Origin of the sequence: Pseudomonas sp. WS 5027 (assembly GCF_012985695.1) — a bacterium.
In the GTDB taxonomy this organism is placed as follows: Bacteria; Pseudomonadota; Gammaproteobacteria; order Pseudomonadales; family Pseudomonadaceae; genus Aquipseudomonas; species Aquipseudomonas hygromyciniae.
In genome coordinates this window covers 90382-116670 of record NZ_JAAQWU010000002.1, presented here as the reverse complement: position 1 = coordinate 116670, position 26289 = coordinate 90382, and the positions used below count along the sequence as shown (strand labels likewise).

Below are 26289 nucleotides of genomic sequence, written 5' to 3'. Positions count from 1 at the left end.
GTTTCCTCAGCAGTCCAGTGGGTTGCGTTTTTCCGGGTTGATCCCGAACTTGACGATGGCATCAGCCACCACCTTGGGTTCGATCTCACCACGGTCAGCCAAGGCTTCCAGGGCTGCCAACACCACGAAGTGACGATCGACTTCGAAGAAGTGACGCAGCTTCTTGCGGCTGTCACTGCGACCGAAACCGTCGGTGCCCAAAACTTTGAATTCCTTGGACGGGACCCACTGGCGAATTTGTTCAGCAAACAGCTTCATGTAGTCGGTAGAGGCGATAACCGGACCCTTACGGCCAGCCAGGCACTCTTCGACGTAGCTCAGCGCAGGCTTCTGGCCTGGGTGCAGACGGTTGCTGCGTTCCACGGCCAGGCCGTCGCGACGCAGTTCGTTGAAGCTGGTAACGCTCCACACGTCAGCGCCGACGTTGAACTCTTCACGCAGGATCTTCGCCGCTTCACGCACTTCGCGCAGGATGGTGCCGGAGCCCATCAGTTGGACGTGGTGGGCCGCTTCCTTGGTGTCTTCTTCGAGCAGGTACATGCCCTTGATGATGCCCTCTTCAACACCGGCCGGCATGGCAGGTTGCTGGTAGGACTCGTTCATCACAGTGATGTAGTAGAAAACGTCCTGCTGCTCTTCGGTCATCTTCTTCATGCCGTCCTGGATGATCACCGCCAGCTCGTAGCCGTAGGTTGGATCAAAGGTGCGGCAGTTCGGGATGGTGGCAGCCAGGATGTGGCTGTGACCGTCTTCGTGTTGCAGGCCTTCGCCGTTGAGCGTGGTACGGCCGGCGGTGCCGCCGATCAGGAAGCCACGGGTACGGCTGTCGCCGGCAGCCCAGGCCAGGTCGCCGATGCGCTGGAAGCCGAACATCGAGTAGAAGATGTAGAACGGCAGCATCGGCTGGTTGTGGCTGGAGTACGAAGTACCGGCAGCGATGAAGGAGCTCATGGCGCCCGCTTCGTTGATGCCTTCTTCGAGGATCTGGCCCTTCTTGTCTTCTTTGTAGAACATCACCTGGTCTTTATCGACTGGCTCGTAGAGCTGGCCGACGGAGGAGTAGATGCCCAACTGACGGAACATGCCTTCCATACCGAAGGTACGGGCTTCGTCCGGGATGATCGGGACGATGCGCGGGCCGATTTCCTTGTCCTTGACCAACTGCGCGAGGATCCGCACGAAGGCCATGGTGGTGGAGATTTCACGGTCGCCCGAACCGTCAAGGATTGCCTTGAGGGTGCTGAGGTCCGGTGTCGGTACGCTGAAGCTCTGGGCGCGGCGCTGTGGCACGAAACCGCCCAGTGCAGTGCGACGCTCGCTGAGGTAGCGGGCTTCGGCGCTGTTTGGCTCCGGCTTGAAGAACGGCAGGTTCTCCAGCTCTTCGTCCTTGACCGGGATGTCGAAGCGGTCGCGGAACAACTTCAGGCTGTCGACGTCGACTTTCTTGGTGTTGTGCGCAGTGTTCTTCGCTTCGCCGGCACCGGTGCCATAACCCTTGATGGTCTTGGCCAGGATGACGGTAGGTTGTTCTTTGTGGTTGACCGCTTCGTGGTACGCCGCGTAGACCTTGTACGGGTCGTGGCCGCCACGGTTGAGTTTCCAGATCTCGTCGTCGGACAAGTCTGCAACCATCGCCTTGAGTTCAGGCGTGTTGAAGAAGTGTTCACGTACGAACGCGCCGTCTTTGGCTTTGTAGTTCTGGTACTCGCCGTCGATGACTTCGTCCATGCGACGTTGCAGGATGCCGTCGACGTCCTTGGCCAGCAGTGGGTCCCAGAAACGGCCCCAGATGACTTTGGTCACGTTCCATTGAGCACCGCGGAACACGCCTTCGAGTTCCTGGATGATCTTGCCGTTGCCGCGAACCGGGCCGTCGAGGCGCTGCAGGTTGCAGTTGATGACGAAGATCAGGTTGTCCAGCTTTTCGCGGCCGGCCAGGGAGATGGCGCCCAGGGATTCCGGCTCGTCGCACTCGCCGTCGCCCAGGAAACACCAGACCTTCTGCTTGCCTTCGGGGATAAAGCCACGGGCTTCCAGGTACTTCATGAACCGTGCCTGGTAGATCGCCTGGATCGGGCCCAGACCCATGGATACGGTCGGGAACTGCCAGAAGTCAGGCATCAGCCAAGGGTGCGGGTACGACGACAGGCCGCCACCGTCGACTTCCTGGCGGAAGTTGTTCATCTGGTCTTCGGTGATGCGACCTTCCATGAACGCACGGGCGTAGACGCCTGGCGAGGTGTGGCCCTGGAAGTAGATCAGGTCGCCGCCGTGTTCTTCGGTCGGGGCCTGGAAGAAGTAGTTGAAGCCGATGTCATACAGGGTTGCGCTGGAAGCGAAGCTGGAGATGTGACCGCCCAGGTCAGAATCTTTCAAGTTCGTGCGCATAACCATCGCCATCGCGTTCCAGCGTACCAGCGAGCGAATGCGGCGTTCCATGAACAGGTCGCCAGGCATGCGTGCTTCGTGGGTAACGGGGATGGTGTTGCGGTATGGCGTGGTGATGGCGTAGGGCAGTTGCGAGCCGCTGCGGGTCGCGAGTTCGCCCATACGGGTCATCAGGTAATGCGCACGGTCTTCGCCTTCTTTGTCGAGAACCGATTCCAGGGCGTCCAGCCATTCCTGGGTTTCGACGGGATCGAGGTCTTGCATGGCTTGCTCCAGGGCGGAAAGGCTACCAGAATCGGTTGCCTGAAGTTTGCGACTGGCCTTGTGGGCAGACGACATAAATTCTTGGATGGCCGAAGGTTGCTTCGGCGTCCTGTAGTTTTACTACAAATCGTCGGCCATTTCAGCCTTTCGAATGTATATACGAGTAGTAAAACTACACAAGACTGAGCGTATGGCTCGGTCTGGCTGGTGAGCATAATCGTTATTGTTGATCTTTTGCGAACAAGAAAAGGTAGAAGTTTAATGTTGCCTGCCAAAATTAATGAGTTTTCAGCTATTTCTAACTTTTGTTCGACAGTCCTTCATCGAGCGTGGTTCTTGCGTTCTCAGCCACAAGCCATTTACACGCCGACCAAGGATAGACCATGAGCCTTCCAATGCTGGTTGAACTCCCTGCCGTTCTGTTGCCGTTTGCCAGCCGGGCCGAGCAGTCATTTCGTGACGCAGTGGCCATGCTGGATGCCGATCATGGCCTGTGCGCGTGGACGCCGCAACGTTGGGCCGACTTTGCCCGGGTATGCGCCGCCAGTGATTTTGTGATTGAACAGAGTGTTCGTGACCCTTTGATGTTGCTTGAGCTGGTGGCCTGGGGCGAACTGGATCGTGGCTTTGCACCCGATGAGCTGTGTGGGCAGATTGCCGCAGCTGTGCAGCAGGCTGAAACAGAAGATGAGCTGGGCCGCGTGCTGCGTCGCCAGCGCACTCGCCAGCAAGTGCGGATTATCTGGCGCGACCTGACCCGACAGGCGGACTTGGTGCAGACCTGCCGCGACCTGTCGGACATGGCCGACGCCAGCATCGACCAGGCTTACCAGTGGCTGTACCAGCGCCATTGCGCGCAATTCGGCACCCCCACCGGCGGGCGCAGCGGCGAGCCGCAGCAGATGGTCATCCTCGGCATGGGCAAGCTGGGCGCGGTGGAGTTGAACCTGTCGTCGGACATCGACCTGATCTTCGCCTACCCCGAGGGCGGCGAGACCGTGGGGGCCAAGCGCGCCCTGGACAACCAGGAATTCTTTATCCGCCTGGGCCAGAAGCTGATCAAGGCCCTGGACCCAATGACCGTCGATGGCTTTGTGTTCCGCGTCGATATGCGTCTGCGGCCTTATGGTTCCGCCGGGGCGCTGGTGCTGAGTTTCAATGCATTGGAGCAGTACTACCAGGACCAGGGGCGCGACTGGGAACGCTACGCAATGATCAAGGCGCGGGTAGTGGCCGGTGACCAGGTGGCGGGTGCGCAATTGCTCGACCTGCTGCGCCCGTTCGTCTACCGACGCTACCTGGACTTTTCCGCGATCGAAGCGCTGCGCACCATGAAGCAGTTGATCCAGCAGGAAGTGCGGCGCAAGGGCATGGCCGACAATATCAAGCTGGGCGCGGGCGGCATCCGCGAGGTGGAGTTCATTGCCCAGGCATTCCAGCTGATTCACGGCGGCCGCGACCTCAGCCTGCAACAGCGGCCGTTGCTGAAGGTGCTGGGCACCCTGGAAGGCCAGGGTTACCTGCCGCCGGCGGTGATTACCGAGTTGCGCAGCGGCTATGAATTCCTGCGTTACACCGAACATGCGATCCAGGCCATCGCTGATCGCCAGACACAGATGCTGCCCAACACTGACGAAGACCAGGCGCGGATCGCGTTCATGATGGGCTTTGCCGACTGGTCCGCGTTCCATGAGCAATTGATGTACTGGCGTGGCCGGGTGGACTGGCATTTCCGCCAGGTGATTGCCGATCCCGACGAAGAAGAGGGCGTAGAAAGCGAGTTGGTGGTGGGTGGCGAGTGGCTGCCCTTGTGGGAGGAGTCCCAGAATGAGGAAGCCGCCTGTCGCCAATTGGCCGAAGGTGGCTTTGCCGATGCGCCCAAGGCCCTGAAGGCCCTGGCCAGCCTGCGCGGCAGCCCTCAGTTGCGGGCGATGCAACGCCTGGGGCGTGAGCGTCTGGACGCGTTTATCCCGCGCCTGTTGGCCCAGGCGGTCGAACACGCCAACCCGGACCTGGTGCTGGAGCGCGTACTGCCGCTGGTGGAAGCGGTGGCGCGGCGTTCCGCTTATCTGGTGCTATTGACCGAAAATCCTGACGCCCTGCGTCGGCTGTTGACCCTGTGTGCTGCCAGCCCGTGGATTGCCGAGCAGATCACCCGCTTCCCGCTGCTGCTGGACGAATTGCTCAATGAAGGCCGGCTGTTCAAGCCGCCCTTGGCGCCGGAGTTGGCCGCCGAATTGCGCGAGCGCCTTACGCGCATCCCCGAGGATGACCTTGAGCAGCAGATGGAAGCCCTGCGCCACTTCAAACTGGCTCACCGCCTGCGCGTCGCTGCGTCGGAAATCGCCGGCAGCCTGCCGCTGATGAAAGTCAGCGACTACCTGACCTGGCTTGCCGAGGCGATTCTTGAGCAAGTGCTGGCCCTAGCCTGGCGCCAGACCGTGGCGCGCCACGGCACGCCGCAACGCCTGGACGGCACCTTGTGCGATCCCGGATTCATTATTGTCGGCTATGGCAAGGTCGGCGGCATCGAGTTGGGGCACGGCTCGGACCTGGACCTGGTGTTTATCCATGACGGTGACCCGCAGGCCGAAACCGACGGCGCCAAGCCGATCGATGGCGCGCAGTTCTTTACCCGTCTCGGCCAGCGGATCATTCACCTGTTGACCACCCAGACCAACTCCGGGCAGTTGTACGAAGTGGATATGCGTCTGCGACCTTCTGGCGCATCCGGGCTGCTGGTCAGCTCCCTGGGGGCCTTTGCCCGTTATCAGGAAAACGAGGCCTGGACCTGGGAGCATCAGGCCCTGGTGCGGGCACGGGTATTGGTCGGCAGCCAGGACGTGGGCCGCGCGTTTGAAGGCGTGCGGGCGCGGGTGTTGGGGCGCACGCAGGACCTGGCGAAGCTGCGCCAGGAGGTCAGCGAGATGCGTGCCAAGATGCGGGATAACCTGGGCACCAAGTCGACCGGGGCCGGCACGGCGGCGAATGCCTTCGAGCCCACGGCGGTGTTCGATCTCAAGCAGGACGCCGGAGGTATCGTCGATATTGAATTTATGGTGCAATACGCCGCTTTGGCGTGGTCTGCGCAACATCCATCGTTGCTGCGCTACACCGACAATATCCGCATCCTGGAAGGCCTGGAGCAGGTCGGGCTGATGCCCGCCGCCGATGCCCACTTGCTGCGCGAGGTGTATAAGGCCTACCGCTCGGCGGCCCATCGCCAGGCCTTGCAGAATGAGGCGGGTGTGGTTGCCGGGGATCAGTTTGCCGACGAACGGCGGCAGGTGAAACGGATCTGGCAAGAACTGGGGTTAAGCTAAAACACTACAGCGACCCCAATTGAATGTGGAGACCGGCTTTGGGTGGGAGCGGGCTTGCCCGCGATGCAGGCGCTGCGGTCTGGCTGACAGCACGCGGTGATGCTATCGCGGGCAAGCCCGCTCCCACACAAGCCGTGACCTACAGTAATTATCGAGGCGGGGAGGCATGAGCCTCCCCGAATCGTTTGTGGAAACTACATGAATATTCTGATCGTTGGGCCCAGTTGGGTCGGTGACATGGTGATGGCACAGACACTGTTCCAGTGCCTGAAACAGCGTCATCCCGACTGCCAAATCGACGTGCTCGCCCCTGAGTGGAGCCGGCCGATCCTGGAGCGCATGCCCGAAGTCCGGCAGGCCTTGAGCTTCCCGCTCGGCCATGGCGCGCTGGAACTGGCGACCCGGCGACGGATCGGCAAGTCCCTGGCCGGCCAGTACGATCAGGCGATCCTCTTGCCCAACTCGATGAAGTCGGCGCTGGTGCCATTCTTTGCCGGCATCCCCAAGCGTACCGGCTGGCGCGGCGAGTTCCGCTATGGCCTGCTCAATGATGTGCGCAAGCTCGACAAGGCCCGCTACCCGCTGATGATCGAGCGTTTCATGGCCCTGGCCTACGCGCCCGATGCGCAGTTGCCGACGCCGTATCCACGGCCAAGCCTGCAAATCGATCCGGTCACCCGCGACGGGGCCCTGGCCAAGTTCGGCCTGACCCTCGATCGACCGGTGCTGGCGCTGTGCCCGGGCGCCGAATTTGGCGAATCCAAGCGCTGGCCGTCGGAGCATTACGCGAAGGTCGCCGAACTGAAAATCCGCGAGGGCTGGCAAGTCTGGCTGTTTGGCTCGAAAAACGATCACTCGGTGGGTGAAGACATCCGCCAACGCCTGATCCCCGGCCTGCGCGAAGAAGCGGTCAACCTCAGTGGCGATACGTCCCTGGCCGAGGCCATCGACCTGCTGTCCTGCGCCGATTCGGTGGTGTCCAACGACTCCGGCCTGATGCATGTGGCCGCCGCGCTGAACCGCCCGCTGGTGGCGGTGTACGGCTCCACGTCGCCAGGCTTTACCCCGCCATTGGCCGACAAGGTCGAAGTGGTGCGCCTGGGCCTGGATTGCAGCCCGTGCTTTGACCGCACCTGCCGTTTCGGCCACTACAATTGCCTGCGCCAGTTGCTGCCCGACTCGGTAGCCGAGGCCTTGCAGCGGTTGCAGGGCAACGTGGTCGAGGTTCATTGAGTTGCGGGTACTGGTAATCAAGACCTCATCCCTGGGCGACGTGATCCACGCCTTGCCGGCATTGACCGACGCGGCCCGGGCGATTCCGGGGATTCGCTTCGACTGGGTGGTGGAAGAGGGCTTCGCCGAAATCCCCACTTGGCATCCGGCGGTGGACAAGGTGATCCCAGTGGCGATTCGCCGCTGGCGTAAGAACCTCTGGCAGACCTTCAAGAGTGGCGAATGGCGCCGCTTCAAGAAGCAGATCCAGTCCACCAAATATGACCTGGTGATCGACGCCCAGGGCCTGCTTAAAAGCGCCTGGCTGACCCGCTATGTGCGGGCGCCGGTGGCGGGTTTTGACAAGAATTCAGCTCGCGAGCCCATCGCCGCACGTTTCTACTCCCGTCGCCTGGCGGTTGCCCGTGGCCAGCATGCGGTTGAGCGCCTGCGCCAGTTGTTCGCCGTGGCCCTGGGCTATGACTTGCCTAAAGGCTTGGGGGATTACGGCCTGAGCACTGAAAAACTGCTGGGCCTGCCGCCGAAGAAACCTTTCGTGCTGCTGCTGCACGGCACTACCTGGGACACCAAGCACTGGCCCGAAGCCTACTGGCGCGACCTGGCTGAGCGCATCGGCAGCCTGGGGGTGGACGTCAAGTTGCCGTGGGGCAATGCTGCCGAAAAAGCCCGCGCCGAACGCCTGGCCCAAGGCCTGGCCAATGCCGAAGTCCTGCCCAAGCTGAACCTGGCGGGCGTGGCGCGGGTACTGGCCGGCGCCAGGGCTTGTGTGGCCGTGGATACCGGCCTCGGGCACCTGGCCGCCGCGCTGGATGTGCCGACGATCTCTCTGTTCGGCCCGACCAACCCGGGCCTGACCGGTGCCTATGGCAAGGCGCAGATCCATTTGGGCAGCGACTTCCCCTGCGCGCCGTGCCTGCAAAAGAAATGCACCTACCAACCGACCGCCGAAGACCAGCGCCGGTTTGATCTCAAGCGCGAGTGGCCGCTGTGCTTTACTCGCCTGAACCCTGAGCGTGTGGCCAGCCGACTGAGCACGTTGTTATTGGCTGAGGAGCTGCACTGATGCAACTGGCATTTGTACTGTACAAATATTTCCCCTTTGGTGGCTTGCAGCGCGACTTCATGCGCATCGCCCTGGAGTGCCAGCAGCGCGGCCACCAGATTCGCGTCTACACCCTGATCTGGGAAGGCGACGTGCCCCCCGGTTTTGAAGTGCTGGTGGCGCCGGTCAAGGCGTTCTTCAATCATCGGCGTAACGAGAAGCTGACCGCCTGGATGCAGGCCGACCTGGCCAAGCGCCCGGTGGACCGCTTGATCGGCTTCAACAAAATGCCTGGCCTGGATGTGTACTACGCGGCAGACGGCTGTTTTGAAGACAAGGCGCAGAACCTGCGCCACTCGCTGTACCGCAGTTTTGGCCGCTATCGGCATTTTTCCGAGTACGAACGCGCGGTGTTTGCCAAGGACGCCAAGACTGAAGTGCTGATGATCTCCGAGGTCCAGCAACCGCTGTTTATCAAGCATTACGACACGCCGCTGGAGCGCTTCCACCTGTTGCCGCCGGGTATCGCCCAGGACCGTCGGGCGCCGCCGAATGCGGCTGAGATCCGCGCCGGCTTCCGCGCCGAATTCAACCTTGCGGACGACGACTTGCTGCTGGTGCAGATCGGTTCGGGCTTCAAGACCAAGGGTGTGGACCGCAGCCTCAAGGCGCTGGCCGCACTGCCGTCAGACCTGAAAAAGCGCACCCGTCTGTTTGTAATTGGCCAGGACGACCCCAAAGTATTCCAATTGCAGAGTGCTACCTTGGGGCTGGGCGACAATGTGCAGTTCCTCAAGGGGCGCAGTGATATCCCGCGTTTCCTGCTGGGCGCCGACCTGTTGATTCACCCGGCGTACAACGAAAACACCGGGACCGTACTGCTCGAAGCCCTGGTGGCCGGGTTGCCGGTATTGGTCACGGCGGTGTGTGGGTATGCCCATTACATCAGCGAGGCCGATTGCGGCCGCGTACTGGACGAACCTTTCGAGCAGGCCCAGCTCAACCAATATCTGGCTGGGATGCTCAGCGATCAGCAGCAACGTGCGGCCTGGAGCCGCAATGGTCTGGCCTTCGCCGAGACGGCCGACCTCTATAGCATGCCGCAGCACGCTGCGGATGTAATTCTGGCGGAGCAACACTGATGAAGTTGATTCTTGCCGAACCGTTCAAGAGCCTTTGGGCCGGACGCGATGCGTTCACCGAAGTCGAGCTGTTGAACGGCGAGGTTTACCGTGAACTGGAAGCCCGTCGCACCTTGCGTACCGAGGTGGATGGGCGCGGCTACTTTGTGAAAATCCACCGTGGCATCGGCTGGGGTGAGATCTTCAAGAATTTGCTCACCGCCAAATTGCCGGTGCTGGGCGCCGGGCAGGAGTGGCAGGCAATCCAGCGCCTGCACGAAGTGGGCGTACCGACCATGACCGCCGTGGCCTATGGCGAACGCGGCGCCAACCCGGCCGACCAGCATTCTTTTATTGTCACCGAGGAACTGGCGCCGACCATCAGCCTGGAAGACTTGAGCATGGATTGGCTCAAGCAGCCGCCCGAGCCACGCCTCAAGCGCGCGCTGATTGCCGAAGTGGCCCGTATGACAGGGATGATGCATCGCGCTGGCGTCAATCATCGTGACTGCTACATCTGTCATTTCCTGCTGCACACCGACAAGCCGGTGACCGCCGATGATTTCAAACTCTCGGTGATCGACCTGCACCGCGCCCAGGTGCGGCCACGCATCAGCCAGCGCTGGCGCAACAAGGACCTGGCAGCCCTGTATTTCTCGATCCTGGATATCGGCCTGACCCGCCGCGACAAGTTGCGCTTCCTCAAAGGCTACTTCCAGCAGCCCCTGCGCCAGATCCTGGCCGAGGAAGGCGCGTTGCTGCAGTGGCTGGAGCGCAAGGCCGGCAAGCTCTATGACCGCAAAGTCCGGTACGGAGGTGCACTCTGATGGCGGGTTGGAACCTGGAACCTGCTTACTCGGAGCTTGTGGACGATTTTGGTAGCCTCGACGCAGTGTTTGCCCTGCAAGGCGAGCGGCTGACCCGTGATCCGCTGTCCGAAGTGATTCGCGTGGAACGCGGCGGGGTCAACTATTACGTCAAGCGCTACACCGGCGCTGGCAAAGGCTTGCGCCGGTACCTGGGCAAGCCACGGGTCAAGTCCGAGTGGCAGAACCTCAAGCGCTTCGCCAAGTGGGGCATCCCTACAGCCGAAGTCGTAGCCTGGGGCCTGGAGCGCAAGGGCCTGGCCTATGATCGTGGGGCGATGATCACCCGCGAGTTGCCACGCACCGAAGACCTGGCGGCCCTGGCTGAACGCAAGGACCCGCAATTGTCCGACCCGGTGTGGGTCGACAAGGTCAGCCGCCAGCTCGCCGAATATACCCGGACCATGCACGACCACCGGTTTACCCATAACGATTTGAAGTGGCGCAACCTGTTGATCGACGACCAGCAGACCCTGTACCTGATCGACTGCCCCAACGGCGACTTCTGGCGCGGGTTCTGGCTCAAGTACCGGATCACCAAGGACTTGGCGTGCTTGGACAAAGTTGCCAAATACCACTTGTCGGCCACCCAGCGCCTACGCTTCTACATGCAATATCGTCGGCGCAAGCACCTGGGGGCATCGGATAAACAGCGGATCCGCCACGTGCTGAAGTTTTTCGAGGGACGCGAATGAACGACTTCCTGGCAACTGAAGACCGGGCCTTGCTGGAGCGCAATGGCCTGGCTGACTTTGACGCCCTGTGGGCCAGGCAACTGGACGCGGTGGACGAGCCCAACACCAGTCGCGGCGGCTGGAGCAGCGTGTTCCGTCTGGAGCTGGAGGGCCGTGGCTTTTACCTCAAGCGCCAGAGCAACTACCTGACGCGTACCCTGCATCGGCCGTTTGGCGAGCCGACCTTTGCCCGTGAGTTCCGTAATATCAGCCGCTATCGGCAGAAGGCGATCCCGGCTTTGCAGGCCGCTTTTTATGGTGAGCGCAAAGTCGCTGGCGAGTATCGCGCCTTGCTGCTGACCCGCGCGCTGGATGGCTGGAATGACCTGGATTCGCTGCTGGAGCAGTGGCCAGCCCTGAGCGATGCCCAGCACCATGCGATCCTCGTGGCCTGCGGTCAACTGGCGCGCAAGCTCCATGGCGTCGGCCAGGTGCATGGCTGTTTTTACCCCAAGCATATCTTCCTGCAGGCCACCGGCGACGGTTACGCGGCGCAGCTGATCGACCTGGAAAAAACCCGGCCGCTGTTGCTGGGCCGGCGTGATCGGGTCAAAGACCTTGAGCCATTGCTGCGCCGTGCCGGGGCCTGGACCGCAGAGCAAGTGCGACAATTTCTGGCGGCCTACCTCGACCAGCCGGTGGACAGCTCCCTGGTGGATACCTGGGCAAGTTACCTGGCTGGGCGGCGCAGTCATAAGGAGGCCCGCTGATGCGCTTGTCTGAACTCAAAAATGCCGGGCGCACGCCTACGCTGCCCTTGAGTATCGAGTTGGCGGATGCGGCAGGCCCAGGGCAATTGCAGTTGCTGAGCCTATTGCGGGTGTTGCCGGGCCAGCGTTATGTGGGCGCGGCGATCTGGCGCGGCCGGCCGGTGCTGGCCAAGTTGCTGGTGGGTGGCAGCGCCGCCCGGCATTTTCAGCGTGAACTCCAGGGCGCGCGCCTGCTGGCCGAACAAGGCCTGAGCACGCCGCTGTTGCTGGCTGACGGTCTGCAAGACGGTGAGGGCGGCTGGTTACTGTTCGAGTTCCTGGAAGGGGCCCGGAGCCTGGCCGATGACTGGACGGCAGTCGAAGCCTTGCCGCCATTGGCCGATGAGCAACAAGAGGTTCTGGCGCAAGCGCTGGGTGCAATTGCACAGATGCACACCAAGGGCCTGTGGCAGGAAGATCTGCACCTGGACAACCTGATGCGTCAGGGCGACAAGCTGTATCTGATCGATGGTGGCGGGATCTGCGTCGAACAGGCGGGCAAACCCCTATCACGCAACCGGGTACTGGAAAACCTCGGGGTATTTTTTGCCCAGTTGCCGAGCAACCTCGAGCCGTTTACCGAAGAGTTGTTGGTGTACTACCTGTTAAGCAATGGCGAACACGCGTTGCCCCTCGAAGCCCTGCAAAAGCAGGTGCACAAAGTGCGGGCCTGGCGCTTGAAAGACTTCCTGGGCAAGGTCGGCCGCGAGTGCACCTTGTTCAGCGTCGTGCGCGGGGCCTTTGGGCTGCGGGCGATCCGCCGGGAAGAAGAGGCGACCCTGCTGCCGGTACTGGCAAACGTCGATGAGCTTATCGGCCAAGGCCAGCTGTACAAGGGTGGCGCCTCGGCCACGGTGGCCAGGGTGGATGTCGCCGGGCGGCCGCTGGTGATCAAACGCTACAACATCAAGGGGTTTGTGCACTGGCTCAAGCGTTTCTGGCGGCCAAGCCGCGCCTGGCACGCCTGGTGCGAAGGCAATCGCCTGACCTTCCTGGGCATCGCCACGCCCAAGCCCCTGGCTCTCCTGGAACGGCGCTTTTTCTGGCTGCGCAGCCGGGCATATCTGGTCACCGAGCACTTGGCCGGGCCAGACCTGATTGAGCATCTGGCCCCTTATGTAGAAAACGGCGAGGTGCCCGAGCCTGAGCTGGTGGCCCTGGAGCGCTTGTTTGGCGAACTGATTCGCGAGCGGATCAGTCATGGCGACTTCAAGGGGCGCAACCTGTTCTGGCAGGGGGGGCGTTGGGTGCTGATTGATCTGGATTCGATGTGCCAGCATGGGGGGCTGAGTAGCTTTGCTGCGGCCTACGCCAAGGATCGGGCACGATTTATGCGCAATTGGCCTGAGAGTAGCGCGCTTTACCAAGTGATTGATCAGCGGCTGCCCAAGTTGAGCGAGTTGGTTAGGTGATCTGCGTTAGGTCGTCATAAGTCGTAGTGATTTCTTCAGGGTTGGGAAATCGTAATGTTTTCTATGGCTAGGGGTGCGACTTAATATTTTGATTAAGTCGTGCTCTGGACTTTGCTCATTGGGGTTAATAGGTTGTCTCGACGCTTGATGGGAATATCTTATATAGATAGATTTCATTGAGTGATCGAAATGTTAATTCCAGGAGTATGCAGATGACTTCGATTACAGGCTTTAATCCATTTTCTTTTTACAGTGATCTAGCTGGTAAAAATAAACCAATAGATCCGGTGAATCCGCCAAGCCCAATAGACAAGGTGCAGTCGGGTCTGCGCAATCCTACAGATACAACCGCTGGCGATGACGCCGAATTTTTCAACGCCGATACCCAGGAATGGCAGCCAACCGCTTCTGATGGCAAAAATGGTGGTGGTTATGTGAACTTTGGCTCTCCCTATCGAGAGCCTATAGATCATGAGTTGGTTTATGGGCAGGATGGGGGCGGCAATTAAAGGTTCATAAATAAATGCTTGAAAGGTTGAGTGGGTCTTTTTATCTATAGTTATTTATTGCGCTTGTTGGTTGGTTGTTTTTTAGAAAGTAGAAGTTTGGAAGTTTGATTGTAGGAAGTGTCTTTTTAATGTGAGAGCCAATGGGTAACGTAAGTTGCCCATTGGTTTGTATCGTTTAAAAGCTGTATTGGGCTCCTGCACCCGCATACCAGGACCTGCCCGGGGCGGCTTCGTAATAACGGTCGTTGCCGTCGCCGACAATCACAGAGCCGACGTATTGGCGATCCAGCAGGTTGTCCAGGCGTAAGGTCTGGTGAAAGGTCCAGTGTTCGACCTTCTGCTCAAACCGCGCACGCCAGTTGAACACGCTGTAACCCGGAGCAGCATGCTTCTGGTTGGTGTCTTCCACATAGATCTTGCTGCGGTACATACCTTCGACGGCGGTGCTGACCCAGTCCCGTGGCTTCCAGTTCAGCTCGGCGAACAGTGTGGTCTGCGGAACTCCGGGCAGGTAGTTGCCCTTGTCCACGGTTTTGCCGTTGTTAGTGAAGTCACTGTCATAGGTGGCTTGCAGGCGGGTGTAGGCGAGGTTGGCGCTCCACTGTTCGCTTAGTTGGCTTTCCATGCCCAGTTCGAAGCCGCGGCGTAGGGTGCGGCCTGCGTTTTGGTAGCTGGTGCGTCCATCCTTAGATGCCTTGATCACCAGCTCATCTTCCGTGGTTATTTGGAATATGGCGGCGTTGACCTTCGTATTGTTGTCCACTTGCGCCTTCAAGCCCACTTCGTATTGAGTGCTTTCGGATGGCTTCAGGCCAAAGTTGAAGCCTTCGATGTCTCCTGGAGCGTAGGCCAGTTCTGCCTGAGTAGGGGTCTCGAAGCCCTTGCCGGCGCTTACGTAGCCATGTAATGCGGGGGTGAAGGCGTACATCACGCTCACTGAGGGCGTATTTTTTTGATAGGTTTTGTTGCCGCTGGCATCTCCAATACCATTGCTAAAGAAATGGTCATCGACGTCCAGTTCCATGGTGCTGTGGCGCAGCCCGGCTTGCAGAGTCCAGCGGTCGATGGCCCAGTTGGCCTGGATATATGGGTCGAGGCTGCGGGCGGTGTCGATTTCATTACGGCGCAATTCGCCTTTCACGCCAAGGGTACTGTCGCTGTAGTTCTTGTAGCCGTGACGATTGTCTTCGCTCTGATCGAAATCCAGGCCAGTGATGATCATCAGTTCGCCCGGTGCACTGTTGATAGGCTGCATCCAGCGCACGCCAGCGCCATAGAATTTGCGATCGAACTGCACCACTCCGCCGCCGCCAAGCTCGTTGGGGGGAGCGCCTTTGGGAATCGACAAATACTGAATCACACTCCGCCGCCCGGTATACGCATTGACCTGCAAAGTCGCATCGCCAATATACCGTTCGTAATTCATCCCCAACTGCTGGTGATCAATGCTCTTGCGCGTGTTGTACGCCAGGGCGTTGCTGCTGACCGAGCGCGGGTCAGCCTTGTAGCCGGCCCATGTTTGCCCCAGTGGATCCTGGGTGCCGTTCTGCTCCAGGCTGCTGTAGATCAGGGCCAGCTTGCTGTCGTCATCGGACTCGACGTTGAGCTTGGCGAAGGTCTGGTCGCGGCGGGCGCTGCTGTGGTCGCGGTAGCCGTCGGTGTCCATGCGCGAGGCGTCGAGGACAAAACCAGCGCCCTGCACCGCGCCTTCGGCGCTGAGGTGGTTTTTGTTCAGGCCGTCGCTGCCGACCAGGGTTTCGGCGCCGATACGGGGCGGGCCTTCGCCGTTGCGCGAGAACATCTGGATCACCCCGCCGGCGTTGCTGCCATACAGGGTGGCGGCTGGGCCGCGCAGTACTTCGATGCGGTCTGCCGTGTCGAGATTGAAGGTGGCGGCCTGGCCCTGGCCATCAGGGGTGCTGGCGGGGATGCCGTCGGCAATCAGCTTGATCCCGCGCACGCCAAACGCCGAGCGCGCGCCAAAACCCCGGGAAGAAATCTGCAAGTCCTGGGCGTAGTTCTGGCGGTTTTGCACCACCAGTCCTGGCACACGGGACAGGGCCTCCGAGGCGTTGATGCCCAACTGGCCGTCGCTGATCTGCTCACGGCTGATGCTGTCCACCGAGTAGGGCAGGTCAAAGCTGGGGCTGGCGCTGCGCGAGCCGGTTACCACGCTGGGATCGAGGATCAGCGGCGAGTCGTCGCCCAGAGCGGTGTTGCACAAGGCAAACAGGCCTGGCAGCAGCAGGGTGAAACGGGCGTGATTGATCATGGGCAAGCCTGTGTTCGTGGCACGCAGAGGGGGCTGCGTGCGAAAAAGGGCGCGAGTTTAACGATTCAGCCAGGTTTTGCCATTTCAGAGTTTTCTTACGTTGCCTATCGGCGTGTCTGATCTGGGGTGCTGCCAGGGGCAATGTTAGCGTGGCGCACAGCCAGGAGAAGACGCGTGATGAACATGAAAGTGACAACTGCCTTGAGTGTGATGTCTCTGATGTTGAGCGGTTGCGGAACAGTCAACACGGTCTTGCGTGATGATCTTGCGGCAACCCGTGAGCTGCGCAAGCAAAAAACCTATTGCCAATCCATTCCTCGGGTCTACAGCGGTGTAGCCTTCGATTTCTGCCTGCTCAATGCGCAGCCGGATTTTACCGGTGTACTGGTGCCGGCGGTGTTGGTGGACATTGTGGCGTCAGGTGCCGTCGACACGGTTTTGCTGCCTTACACTATTTACCGGCAAAGTACTGATGGCAACATTGGCATTTACTGGCAGGCGAGGCGTTCATGAGTCGTACATCCAAAGTCCTGTTGCTCGCTTGCCTGCTGGTTGCGGGCGGTTGCAGCACGGTCAATACGGTCTTTCGTCCAGACGCAGTTGCCAGCCAGAACCTCAAGGCGCTGCGCAGCAACTGTGAAAATGTGCCACGTATCTACAGTGGTGTGATCTATGGTTTTTGTTCGCTCAACGGCGAGCCCAATGGCAGCAGGAGCATGAATGACCAGGCCATCAACGATATCCCTTCTGTCGCTGTCGATTTCATGGCCTCCGGTGTTCTCGATACATTGATGTTGCCGTATACGGTCTATCGTCAGCACCGTGATGGCAGTATCGAGATCTTCCGCTGATGCCGCTTGTTTCTCCCTGCCATTTGCCGCTAGAGGCGTTTTGCCGCTTTTAAGCTATAATCCCGCCCTTTAGCTTTTCTCGCCGAGGCGAGGAGCACACATTTTTCAGGCGTCAGCGCCTGCATGCAGACTAAAAGAGGCTAGACCCCAGTGGCATTGACGATTCTTGGCCTGTCCGGCGCCCTTAGCCATGATCCTTCCGCAGCGTTGTATATCGACGGCAAGCTGATCGCGGCCGCCGAAGAAGAGCGCTTCGTACGCGATAAACATGCAAAGAACCGCATGCCCTACGAATCGGCGAAGTTCTGTCTGGAACAAGCCGGCATCAAGCCTTCTGACGTTGATGTGGTGGCGATCCCGTTTGCCCCGATCAGCTTGTTCGGCGAGGCCCGCTGGCACTACGCCAAGCGCTACTGGTACGCCCCGGACCGCGCCCTCGACGCGATCCTGATGGGCAACCGTCGATACAAGCGCTACCGCAACAAGATTGTCTGGTGCCTGGAGCAACTGGGTTTTGATCCGAAGAAGATCAAGATCGAACCGGTTGAGCACCACCTGGCCCACGCTTCCAGCGCCTATCACTGCTCGGGCTTCCAGGAGAAGACCGCGATCCTGGGGATCGACGGCAAGGGCGAATACGCCACGACCTTCTTCGGCTATGGCGAGAACGGCAAGATCCACAAGATCAAGGAATTCTACGATCCGGACTCCCTCGGCGGCCTGTACGGCGCGATCACTGAGTTCCTTGGCTTCGAGATGCTTGATGGCGAGTTCAAGGTCATGGGCATGGCGCCGTATGGCGATGCCAGCAAGTACGACTTCTCGCGCCTGGCCTCCTTTGAAAACGGCGAGCTGGTGATCAACACCGACTACGCCAACGTCATTGGCCTGCGCCGCTATAAAGAGAAAGGCAAGGGCTTCTACTTCTCGCCAAAACTGATCGAGTGGCTGGGTCCCAAGCGCGAAGGCGACATCGCCGACGAGCCTTACATCCACTACGCAGCCAGCATGCAAGCGCTGTTCGAGAAGCTGGCCTTGCAGATGATCGACCATTACCTGGGCGATATCCTCAAGGAAACCGGCAAGCTGGCCTTCGCCGGCGGCTGTGCGCTGAACGTCAAATTGAACCAGAAGATCATTGCCCGCGACGACGTCAAGGAGCTGTTCGTGCAGCCAGCGTCCGGCGATGCCGGCACCGCGGTAGGTGCGGCGGCCTATGTGTCCCATGCCCGTGGCGTACCGGTAGAGAAGATGGAACACGTCTATCTCGGCCCGTCCTACAGTAACGAAGAAGTGATTGCCGCGTGCGCCAAGCACCCGAGCAAGCCTAAGTGGCGCCAGATCGATGACATGCCCAAGCGCATCGCCCAGATCATGGTCGACGGCAACCCGGTGGCCTGGTTCCAGGGGCGCATGGAGTTCGGTCCGCGTGCCTTGGGCGGTCGTTCGATCATCGGTTGCCCGAGCGCCGTGGGCGTGGCTGACCGGATCAACCACCAGATCAAGTTCCGCGAGCGCTGGAGGCCTTTCTGCCCGTCGATGCTCGACACCGTGGCCCCGCAGATGATCAAGGTCGATCACCCGGCCCCGTTCATGACCTTTACCTTTGAAGTGTCGGAAGAATGGAAAACCCGCGTGCCGGAAGTGGTCCATGAAGATGGTACCTCCCGCGCCCAGGTGCTCAAGCGCGAGTACAACCCGCGCTACTACGACATGATGAAAGAGCTGGAAGTGCTGACCGGCAACGGTGTGTCCCTGAACACCTCGCTCAACCGCCGTGGCGAAGCGATGATTTGCTCGCCAACCGACGCGTTGAACATGTTCTTCGGCTCCGACCTGCAGTACCTGATCATGGAGGACATCCTGGTGGTCAAAGATGGTGTGGAAGGGCAAGTCATTGACTGAAGCACTGATTGGCGTCGTCATCCCTGCCTATAACTATGCGCGCACCCTTGGGCGTGCGGTTGAGTCGGTGCTGGCGCAACTCGACGAAGCCGATGCGCAGTTGTTGGTGATTGATGACGGCTCTACCGATGAGACGCCGCAGGTGCTGGAGGCCCTAATGGCCAAGCACCCCGGGCGTTTCCAGGCTCTGCGCAAGCCCAATGGCGGCCTGGCCTCGGTGCGCAATCGTGGCATTGAGGAGTCTGCGGGCCAGTACCTGATGTTCCTGGACGCTGATGATGAAATGGCTCCAGGTGCCCTGGCCCTGGTCGGGCAGCATATTGCCACTCACCCGGACAGTCGCTTGATCATCGGTGGCCACTGGTCGGTATTTGAAGATGGCAAGCGCCGTCTGCATGCCGTCAAGCCGTTGCCTGCTACGCCATATCTGCGGGTGCGCGGGTATTTGCTGGACAAGACCATTGCGATCTCCAATGGTGCCTGCGCCATGCACCGGGACATCTTCACGGTGGGCAACTACCCCGAACGCATGCGCAACGCCGAGGATATCCCGGTGTTTGCTCAGGCCCTGGCGCGCGTGCCCTGCACGGTCATCGACCAGCCGCTGGCGCTGATCTACAAGCACGCGGACAGCTTGCGCCATGACATCAATCACAGTGTCGCAGCAGGCGTGAGCCTGGTGGACGAGGTGTTTTCGCCAGTGCGTATGCCGGCAGAGTTGCAAGGCTTGCGCAGTGCGTTTCTCGCGCAGCGCTGCCTGTCTTTATTTCGCAATTGCTTCAGTGCTGGGGAATACGCGCTTGCCAAGCAGTTTTACTGCCAGGCGGTACGTACAGACTGGCGTGCTCTGACGCGCTGGTCGTACACACGCAAGGCACTTCAGCTGATGTTCAAGTAAGCGTTTTATAGCCTGTTACGCTACGCCGAGAGTTACCTGTACAACGCCTGGGTTGATTGCATTGACTAGGCGTTGGGTTTTGGCGGTGCAGTGGTTTTCTGGAACATATGTTTTCAAATCTTGTGCACACGATGTGACGCCAGGTTTTAAGGAGCGGGGTGTGGTTGGTATAGGCAGTAAGTTGTGGGCCCGGGTTTTGAGTGTTGTCGTCGAACATCCCGTTCGAGTGGCTTTTTTCGGGAGTCTGCTGCTATCCCTGATCGCCGTATTGGGCGCCGCGACTGTCGGGCGTGATGCTGCTTTCTACCTGACCATTGCCCAGGACGTCCAAGTCCACGGCCCGAAATCCGCCTTTGCCGTATTCAACTGGCCCTGGTTCTCCCTGCTCCTGGCGGGTACCCATTCGGTTTCAGCCCTGCCCATAGAACTGAGTGCTTACTTGTGGTGTTCGCTGTTTGCCGCTGGAACCTGTGCGCTTCTGGTTGACTGCGTTCGCCAGCGCTCGGTGCAGGTTGCACCCTGGGCCTGCCTGGTGGTGCTGGCGATGCCGGCGTTCAACCAGTTTCGTGGCGAGATCCTGCGTGAGTTCGGCTTCTGGTTTTTCTGCATCCTGACGTTGTGGCTGGCCATGCGCTGGCAGGCCCGTGGTGGATGGCTGCGGGCGGCAATCATCCATCTGGCGATTGTCGCGGCGGCAGCGTTCCGGTTGGAGGCGTTGTTGCTGTTGCCGGCGTTGGGCTTGTGGCAGTTGCCTGGCCTGTGGGTCCGCGAACGGCGCCTGGCACTCCTGCAATTTGTCGCGCTGCCGCTGCTGGGTGTGGTGGCGGGGATGGTGCTGGTCTCGGCCACTGGCGGTTTTTCATCGTCCCGCGTTGCCTACTATCTGGACCTGATCAATCCGAGCAGTGTCTTGGCGTCGTTTGATTTGCTGCGCGAGCAGTTCGCCAACTCGCTGATCAACAAGTACTCCCAGGATGAAACGGGGCGCATCATCTTTTTTGGCATCCTGGCGGCCATGGTCATCAGTTTTGTGAATATCTGCGGACCCTTTGCCGTGCCGTTTTTACGGGGGCGCAGTTGGCAGGCAATCAAGCTCTACTGGCATGAGTACCGGCCTTTTGCTTGGGCGGCGGTGTTGTATCTGTTGGTGTTGCTGCTGTTCTTTATCCAGCAGCAGTTCATGAACGCGCGTTACATGAGTTTCTTGAACCTGCTGTTTGTACCGGCGCTGGCGCTGGCGCTGCAGATGTTTGCCCAACAGTTCCCGCGCCTGGGCAAGGCCCTGGTGGCGGTCGGCCTGTTGGTGATGCTGTCCAATGTGGTGTCTACCGGGCCGGGCAAGGTCCAGTACGTAGAGGCGGGGCGTTGGATGGAGGCGAATGTCGAGCCGGATGTTCCTGCGTATTTCGATGATGGCCGTATCGGCTATTACGCTGGTCGCGGTTATCAGCTCCAGCAATTGACCCGGGAAGTGGCCATGTCGCCGGCTTATGCGGATAAATTCCGCTACTTCCTGATCGAAGCCCGTGGCAACGAGCCCTGGCTCACCAGTTGGCTGGCCGAGCGCAACCTGCGTATCGTCGAGCGCTTCGCCAATCGCCGAGGCGCCACAGTACTGATCATCACCCAGTGAGATCAGTCCAGTAGTTGTCGCAGGCGCTCAATCAGTGGCGCCTGTTGACTGCCTGCCGGCAAGCCCTGGCGATAGCCGTCGAAAAATGCTTGCCCGGCATCATCACCCAACAGCCATTGCCGATCCTCTGCGTAGCGTCGCAGATGGCTGAAGTTGCGCCGCCGTTTGCTCTGGCTCAGCGGGCTGGCCTGGCAGCTCAGGTCGGCAATGTCGATCAAGCCCAGGGTGTTTTCCGGTGTCAGGACCACGTTGCCAAAGTGCAGCGAACGAAAGTACACGCCCTTCTCGTGCAATTGCGCAATGAAGCCGCCCAGGCGCTCACGCAGGGCGTCGGCGTCGGCCTTGGCAAGTTTAAGCTGGCGGATGGTTTCCCCGGCCAGCGGGCTGTAATACACCGCATCCCGCGCAATGCTGGGGATGCGATACACCGCAATGATGCGCGGGCAGGGGATGTCTCGTTGCTGCAGTGCGCGGGTGTTGTTGGCGAAGCGTTGTGCATAGGGGTAGAACAGCGCCGAACTGAGCAGGCGCTTGCGCCGGAACAGTTTGAGCATGCAACCATCGGTCAACCGGAGCACCTTGTCGCCAGAACCATCGGCTTCCAGCACCTGCGCGCCGGCGCGCAATGCCTCATAGGTGTTGTGATCGATTACTTGCATGCCTGACTCCCATCAATAGCCGGTTATCTTAACCGACTTGGTGCAAGGCTGGCCCCTGCTCATGTTTTTTGGGGCGAAGAGGCCTGTGATATGATCCGCGCCTTACTGATTTGCGCGGATTCCCATGAGCAGTCCTGAACCGAAAACCCAGTCGACGCTGGCGATTTACTTTCGCCTCCTGACTTACGTACGGCCTTATGTGGGTCTGTTCATCCTGAGTATCGTCGGGTTCCTGATCTTCGCATCGACCCAGCCGATGCTCGCTTATATCCTCAAGTATTTCGTCGATGGCCTGGCGAACCCCGAGGCCAGCCTGTTCCCCGGCAACCCCTACCTGGGCAAGTTGCAGCTGCTGGAAACCGTGCCGCTGATGATCGTGCTGATCGCGGCCTGGCAGGGCGTGGGTTCTTTCCTCGGTAACTTCTTCCTGGCCCGGGTTTCCCTGGGATTGGTCCATGACCTGCGCGTGGTGCTGTTCAACAAGCTGTTGGAGTTGCCAAACCGCTTCTTCGACAAGAACAACTCCGGCCACCTGATTTCCCGTATTACCTTCAACGTCACCATGGTCACCGGTGCTGCCACCGATGCGATCAAGGTGGTTATCCGTGAAGGCATGACCGTGATTTTCCTGTTCTGCACCCTGGTCTGGATGAACTGGAAGCTGACCTTGGTAATGCTGGCGATCCTGCCGGTGATCGGCATGATGGTGAACAGCACCAGCCGTAAATTCCGCAAGCAAAGCAAGAAAATCCAGGTATCCATGGGCGACGTGACCCATGTGGCCTCCGAGACGATCCACGGCTACCGCGTGGTCCGCAGCTTTGGCGGTGAGCAGTATGAAAAGGTGCGCTTCGAGCAGGCAAGCCTGAGCAATACCGAGAAGCAACTGGCGATGACCAAGACCGGCGCGGTGTACACGCCAATGTTGCAACTGGTGACCTACAGTGCGATGGCCGTGGTCATGTTCCTGGTCCTGTATTTGCGAGGCGATGCGTCTCCGGGCGACCTGGTGGCCTATATCACCATGGCCGGCCTGCTGCCCAAGCCGATTCGCCAGCTTTCCGAGGTCAGCTCGACGATCCAGAAGGGTGTGGCGGGTGCCGAGAGTATTTTCGAGCAGTTGGATGAGCCGGTGGAAGTCGACCAGGGCGTGATTGAGCATGAGCGTCTGGCTGGGCGCATTGAAGTGCGCAACCTCAGCTTCCAATACCCCGAAAGCGACAAGAAGGTGCTCAACGACATCAGCTTTATCGTCGAGCCTGGGCAAATGGTCGCGCTGGTGGGGCGTTCGGGCAGCGGCAAGTCGACCCTGGCTGGCTTGATCCCTCGTTTCTATCAGCATGAGCAGGGGCAGATTCTGCTCGATGGCGTACGCGTGCAGGATTTCACCCTGCGCAACCTGCGCCGGCAAATCGCCCTGGTGACCCAGCAGGTCACCTTGTTCAACGACACCGTGACCAACAACATCGCCTATGGTGACCTGGCCGGCGCGCCAGCTGACGCGGTGCACCACGCCGCTCGCGAAGCGTACGCCGATGAGTTCATCGTGAAGATGCCCCAGGGCTACGAAACCCTGGTCGGCGAGAACGGCGTGCTGCTGTCCGGCGGCCAGCGCCAGCGCATCGCGATTGCCCGGGCCTTGCTCAAGGATGCGCCGCTGCTGATTCTCGACGAGGCCACCTCGGCCCTGGATACTGAGTCCGAGCGCCATATCCAGGCGGCCCTGGACCATGTGGTGAAGAACCGCACGACCCTGGTGATCGCTCACCGCCTGAGCACCATCGAGAAAGCCGATCTGATCCTGGTGATGGACGACGGCCAGATTGTCGAGCGCGGGACCCATGTCGAGCTGCTGGCGAAGAATGGCTACTACGCCCGCTTGCACGCCAAGGAGTTCGAAGAGGGCGACCCAGTGGCGCCCTCCCATGTGACGGATGCCTATTGAGGCGCCATTGCCGCCGGGCTGGGATCGACCGCCAGGATTGAATCGGTCGATGCTTTTCCCTGTGCTAATATCGCGCCCCTGTTCATTTTGTATGTGGGTTGCTCCATGAAGTTGTCCATGCCGCGATTCGATCAAGCCCCTGTCTTGGTGGTCGGCGATGTCATGCTCGACCGTTACTGGCATGGCGGTACCTCACGGATTTCCCCTGAGGCACCGGTACCGGTAGTCAAGGTCGAGCAAATCGAAGACCGTCCAGGCGGCGCTGCCAACGTTGCCCTTAACATCGCCGCACTCGGCGCCCCGGCCTCCCTGGTCGGCGTGACCGGCGACGATGAAGCCGCCGACAGCCTGACCAACAGCCTGCGCGGCGCCGGCGTGCGTGCCTTATTCCAGCGCATCGCCCACCAGCCGACCATCGTCAAGCTGCGGGTCATGAGCCGTCACCAGCAATTGCTGCGTATCGATTTTGAAGAACCCTTCGCCACCGACGCCCTGGCCCTCAGTGACCAGGTCGACGCGTTGCTCGAAGGCATCAAGGTGTTGGTGCTGTCGGATTACGGCAAAGGCGCGTTGAAAAACCACCAGGTGCTGATCCAGGCTGCCAAGGCCCGTGGCATCCCAGTGCTGGCCGATCCCAAGGGCAAGGACTTCTCGGTCTACCGGGGCGCCAGCCTGATCACGCCGAATCTCAGCGAATTTGAAACCATCGTCGGCGGTTGCGTCGATGAGCATGACTTGGTGAGCAAAGGCGCAAGCCTGATGGCCGATCTCGACCTCGGCGCCTTGCTGGTGACCCGTGGCGAACACGGCATGACCCTGCTGCGTCCCGGTCACCCGGCCATGCACCTGCCGGCGCGGGCGCGGGAAGTATTCGACGTCACCGGCGCCGGTGACACAGTGATTTCCACCCTGGCGGCAGCGATTGCGGCGGGCGAGGAGTTGCCCCATGCGGTGGCCCTGGCCAACCTGGCTGCGAGCATCGTGGTGGGCAAGCTGGGCACGGCGTCCATCAGCGCCCCGGAACTGCGTCGTGCGATCCAGCGCGAGGAAGGCTCGGAGCGTGGCGTGTTGAGCCTGGAGCAATTGCTGCTGGCGATTGACGATGCCCGGGCCCATAACGAACGCATTGTCTTCACCAACGGCTGCTTCGATATCTTGCACGCCGGCCATGTGACCTACCTGGAGCAGGCTCGCGCCCAGGGTGATCGCCTGATCGTGGCGATCAACGATGATGCTTCGGTCAGCCGCCTGAAAGGCCCTGGCCGACCGATCAACAGCGTGGACCGGCGCATGGCGGTCCTGGCTGGCTTGGGCGCGGTGGATTGGGTGATCAGCTTCTCCGAGGGGACCCCGGAAAACCTGCTGGCCCAGGTCAAGCCGGATGTGTTGGTCAAGGGCGGTGACTACTCGGTCGACCAGGTGGTCGGCGCCGATATCGTCAACGCCTATGGCGGCAAGGTCAAAGTCCTGGGGTTGGTAGAGAACAGCTCGACCACCGCGATTGTCGAAAAAATTCGCCAAACCAACGATGCCGCCCAATAGGTTTACCGCTATGTCTGATGCTCTCGTACTGATTACCGGCGGTGCTGGCTTTATCGGTTCCAATCTGGTCGATGCACTGCTAGCCAAGGGTTATGCGGTGCGGGTGCTGGATAACCTGTCCACCGGCAAGCGCAACAACCTGCCGCTGGACAACCCGCGCCTGCAGCTGCTGGAAGGCGATGTGGCCGACGCAGCCTTGGTCGCCCGTGCGGCGCTGGGGGCGACGGCCGTGGTGCACCTGGCGGCAGTCGCGTCGGTGCAGGCGTCGGTGGATGACCCGGTCAGTACACACCAGAGCAACTTCGTGGGTAGCCTGAATGTCTGCGAAGCCATGCGTCAGGCTGGGGTCAAGCGCGTGGTGTTTGCCTCCAGTGCGGCGGTGTATGGCAACAACGGCGAGGGCGACTCTATCGACGAGCAAACCGCCAAGGCACCGTTGACGCCCTATGCATCGGACAAGCTGGCGAGCGAGCACTATTTTGACTTCTACCGTCGCCAACATGGCCTGGAGCCGGTGATTTTCCGCTTCTTCAATATTTTTGGCCCGCGCCAGGATCCTTCATCGCCGTACTCCGGGGTGATCAGCATCTTCAGCGAGCGCGCGCAAAAAGGCCTGCCGATTGCCATATTCGGCGACGGTGAGCAAACCCGTGACTTCATGTACGTCGGGGACTTGGTGGCGGTGCTGGTACAAGCGGTGGAAATGGCCGAAGCGCCTCTGGGCGCGATCAATGTCGGCTGGAACCGCACCACCACCCTCAAGCAGCTGCTGCAGGCGCTGTCGGAAATCGTCGGCGCGTTGCCGGCTGTTACCTACACAGCGCCGCGCTCGGGAGATATCCGGCATTCCAGGGCCAACAACCAGCGCTTGGCGGCGAGCTTCACGTTGCCTGAGCCGACGCCACTGAAAGTTGGTCTGGAAAGACTGCTCAACCAGTAGCCC

The 26289-nt window shown here is 60.3% G+C and carries 20 protein-coding genes; 17 read left to right on the top strand and 3 right to left on the bottom strand.

From position 1 onward, the window contains the following. Positions 1 to 6: 6 nt before the first annotated feature. Positions 7 to 2652 carry a pyruvate dehydrogenase (acetyl-transferring), homodimeric type gene (aceE, locus tag HBO09_RS03480; RefSeq protein WP_057958114.1) on the bottom strand — a complete coding sequence of 882 codons (2646 nt, stop codon included), beginning with the start codon at positions 2650 to 2652 and terminating at the stop codon, positions 7 to 9. A 383-nt stretch (positions 2653 to 3035) separates the two neighbouring features. Between aceE and glnE the strand changes: the two genes are divergently transcribed. The 9 genes from glnE (at position 3036) to HBO09_RS03435 (ending at position 13641) form a co-directional block, all read left to right on the top strand. Beyond that, positions 3036 to 5975, top strand: coding sequence for a bifunctional [glutamate--ammonia ligase]-adenylyl-L-tyrosine phosphorylase/[glutamate--ammonia-ligase] adenylyltransferase (gene glnE / locus HBO09_RS03475; RefSeq protein WP_169992141.1), 2940 nt, complete (start codon positions 3036 to 3038; stop codon positions 5973 to 5975). A gap of 198 nt (positions 5976 to 6173) precedes the next feature. Further along, positions 6174 to 7208 carry a lipopolysaccharide heptosyltransferase II gene (waaF, locus tag HBO09_RS03470; protein WP_169992142.1) on the top strand — a complete coding sequence of 345 codons (1035 nt, stop codon included), beginning with the start codon at positions 6174 to 6176 and terminating at the stop codon, positions 7206 to 7208. Position 7209: 1 nt separating this feature from the next. After that, a complete protein-coding gene (gene waaC / locus HBO09_RS03465; protein ID WP_169992144.1) occupies positions 7210 to 8271 on the top strand; it encodes a lipopolysaccharide heptosyltransferase I in 1062 nt (353 codons plus the stop codon). Further along, positions 8271 to 9392: a glycosyltransferase family 4 protein gene (locus tag HBO09_RS03460; protein WP_169992146.1), complete on the top strand. Its 1122-nt coding sequence runs from the start codon at positions 8271 to 8273 to the stop codon at positions 9390 to 9392. Before waaC ends, HBO09_RS03460 begins: the two co-directional genes overlap by 1 nt. Then, positions 9392 to 10198 (top strand): lipopolysaccharide core heptose(I) kinase RfaP, encoded by an 807-nt coding sequence (rfaP, locus tag HBO09_RS03455; RefSeq protein WP_169992148.1) that lies wholly within the window; start codon positions 9392 to 9394, stop codon positions 10196 to 10198. The genes HBO09_RS03460 and rfaP overlap by 1 nt, the downstream gene beginning before the upstream one ends. Further along, positions 10198 to 10932 carry a lipopolysaccharide kinase InaA family protein gene (locus HBO09_RS03450; protein WP_169992150.1) on the top strand — a complete coding sequence of 245 codons (735 nt, stop codon included), beginning with the start codon at positions 10198 to 10200 and terminating at the stop codon, positions 10930 to 10932. The genes rfaP and HBO09_RS03450 overlap by 1 nt, the downstream gene beginning before the upstream one ends. Beyond that, positions 10929 to 11681, top strand: coding sequence for a lipopolysaccharide kinase InaA family protein (locus tag HBO09_RS03445; protein WP_169992152.1), 753 nt, complete (start codon positions 10929 to 10931; stop codon positions 11679 to 11681). Before HBO09_RS03450 ends, HBO09_RS03445 begins: the two co-directional genes overlap by 4 nt. Next, positions 11681 to 13132, top strand: coding sequence for a lipopolysaccharide kinase InaA family protein (locus HBO09_RS03440; RefSeq protein WP_169992154.1), 1452 nt, complete (start codon positions 11681 to 11683; stop codon positions 13130 to 13132). The genes HBO09_RS03445 and HBO09_RS03440 overlap by 1 nt, the downstream gene beginning before the upstream one ends. A gap of 212 nt (positions 13133 to 13344) precedes the next feature. Further along, positions 13345 to 13641, top strand: coding sequence for a hypothetical protein (locus tag HBO09_RS03435; RefSeq protein WP_169992156.1), 297 nt, complete (start codon positions 13345 to 13347; stop codon positions 13639 to 13641). Between the two features lie 175 nt (positions 13642 to 13816). Here the strand turns inward: HBO09_RS03435 and HBO09_RS03430 are convergent, their stop codons facing one another. Continuing rightward, positions 13817 to 15913, bottom strand: coding sequence for a TonB-dependent receptor (locus HBO09_RS03430; RefSeq protein WP_169992158.1), 2097 nt, complete (start codon positions 15911 to 15913; stop codon positions 13817 to 13819). A gap of 177 nt (positions 15914 to 16090) precedes the next feature. Here HBO09_RS03430 and HBO09_RS03425 point away from each other — a divergent pair, with 177 nt between their 5' ends. The 5 genes from HBO09_RS03425 to HBO09_RS03405 all read left to right on the top strand — a co-directional run bounded on the left by HBO09_RS03425 (position 16091) and on the right by HBO09_RS03405 (position 21200). Beyond that, positions 16091 to 16426 carry a YceK/YidQ family lipoprotein gene (locus HBO09_RS03425; protein ID WP_169992160.1) on the top strand — a complete coding sequence of 112 codons (336 nt, stop codon included), beginning with the start codon at positions 16091 to 16093 and terminating at the stop codon, positions 16424 to 16426. Continuing rightward, a complete protein-coding gene (locus HBO09_RS03420) occupies positions 16423 to 16764 on the top strand; it encodes a YceK/YidQ family lipoprotein (protein WP_169992162.1) in 342 nt (113 codons plus the stop codon). Before HBO09_RS03425 ends, HBO09_RS03420 begins: the two co-directional genes overlap by 4 nt. A gap of 150 nt (positions 16765 to 16914) precedes the next feature. Beyond that, the gene (locus HBO09_RS03415; RefSeq protein ID WP_169992165.1) at positions 16915 to 18669 is read left to right on the top strand and encodes a carbamoyltransferase; all 1755 of its coding nucleotides are present in this window, start codon (positions 16915 to 16917) and stop codon (positions 18667 to 18669) included. Beyond that, positions 18662 to 19567 (top strand): glycosyltransferase family A protein, encoded by a 906-nt coding sequence (locus tag HBO09_RS03410; RefSeq protein ID WP_262381169.1) that lies wholly within the window; start codon positions 18662 to 18664, stop codon positions 19565 to 19567. The genes HBO09_RS03415 and HBO09_RS03410 overlap by 8 nt, the downstream gene beginning before the upstream one ends. A gap of 226 nt (positions 19568 to 19793) precedes the next feature. Next, positions 19794 to 21200, top strand: coding sequence for a hypothetical protein (locus tag HBO09_RS03405; RefSeq protein WP_346266400.1), 1407 nt, complete (start codon positions 19794 to 19796; stop codon positions 21198 to 21200). A gap of 2 nt (positions 21201 to 21202) precedes the next feature. Here HBO09_RS03405 and HBO09_RS03400 read toward each other — a convergent pair whose 3' ends face one another. Continuing rightward, positions 21203 to 21859, bottom strand: coding sequence for a phosphotransferase (locus tag HBO09_RS03400; RefSeq protein WP_169992170.1), 657 nt, complete (start codon positions 21857 to 21859; stop codon positions 21203 to 21205). Between the two features lie 124 nt (positions 21860 to 21983). Between HBO09_RS03400 and msbA the strand changes: the two genes are divergently transcribed. From msbA to HBO09_RS03385, 3 genes are all read left to right on the top strand, one after another. After that, a complete protein-coding gene (msbA, locus tag HBO09_RS03395) occupies positions 21984 to 23804 on the top strand; it encodes a lipid A export permease/ATP-binding protein MsbA (protein WP_169992172.1) in 1821 nt (606 codons plus the stop codon). Positions 23805 to 23909: 105 nt separating this feature from the next. Continuing rightward, positions 23910 to 25346 carry a bifunctional D-glycero-beta-D-manno-heptose-7-phosphate kinase/D-glycero-beta-D-manno-heptose 1-phosphate adenylyltransferase HldE gene (gene hldE, locus HBO09_RS03390; RefSeq protein WP_169992174.1) on the top strand — a complete coding sequence of 479 codons (1437 nt, stop codon included), beginning with the start codon at positions 23910 to 23912 and terminating at the stop codon, positions 25344 to 25346. Between the two features lie 10 nt (positions 25347 to 25356). Further along, positions 25357 to 26286 (top strand): NAD-dependent epimerase/dehydratase family protein, encoded by a 930-nt coding sequence (locus HBO09_RS03385; protein ID WP_169992176.1) that lies wholly within the window; start codon positions 25357 to 25359, stop codon positions 26284 to 26286. Positions 26287 to 26289: the final 3 nt, after the last annotated feature.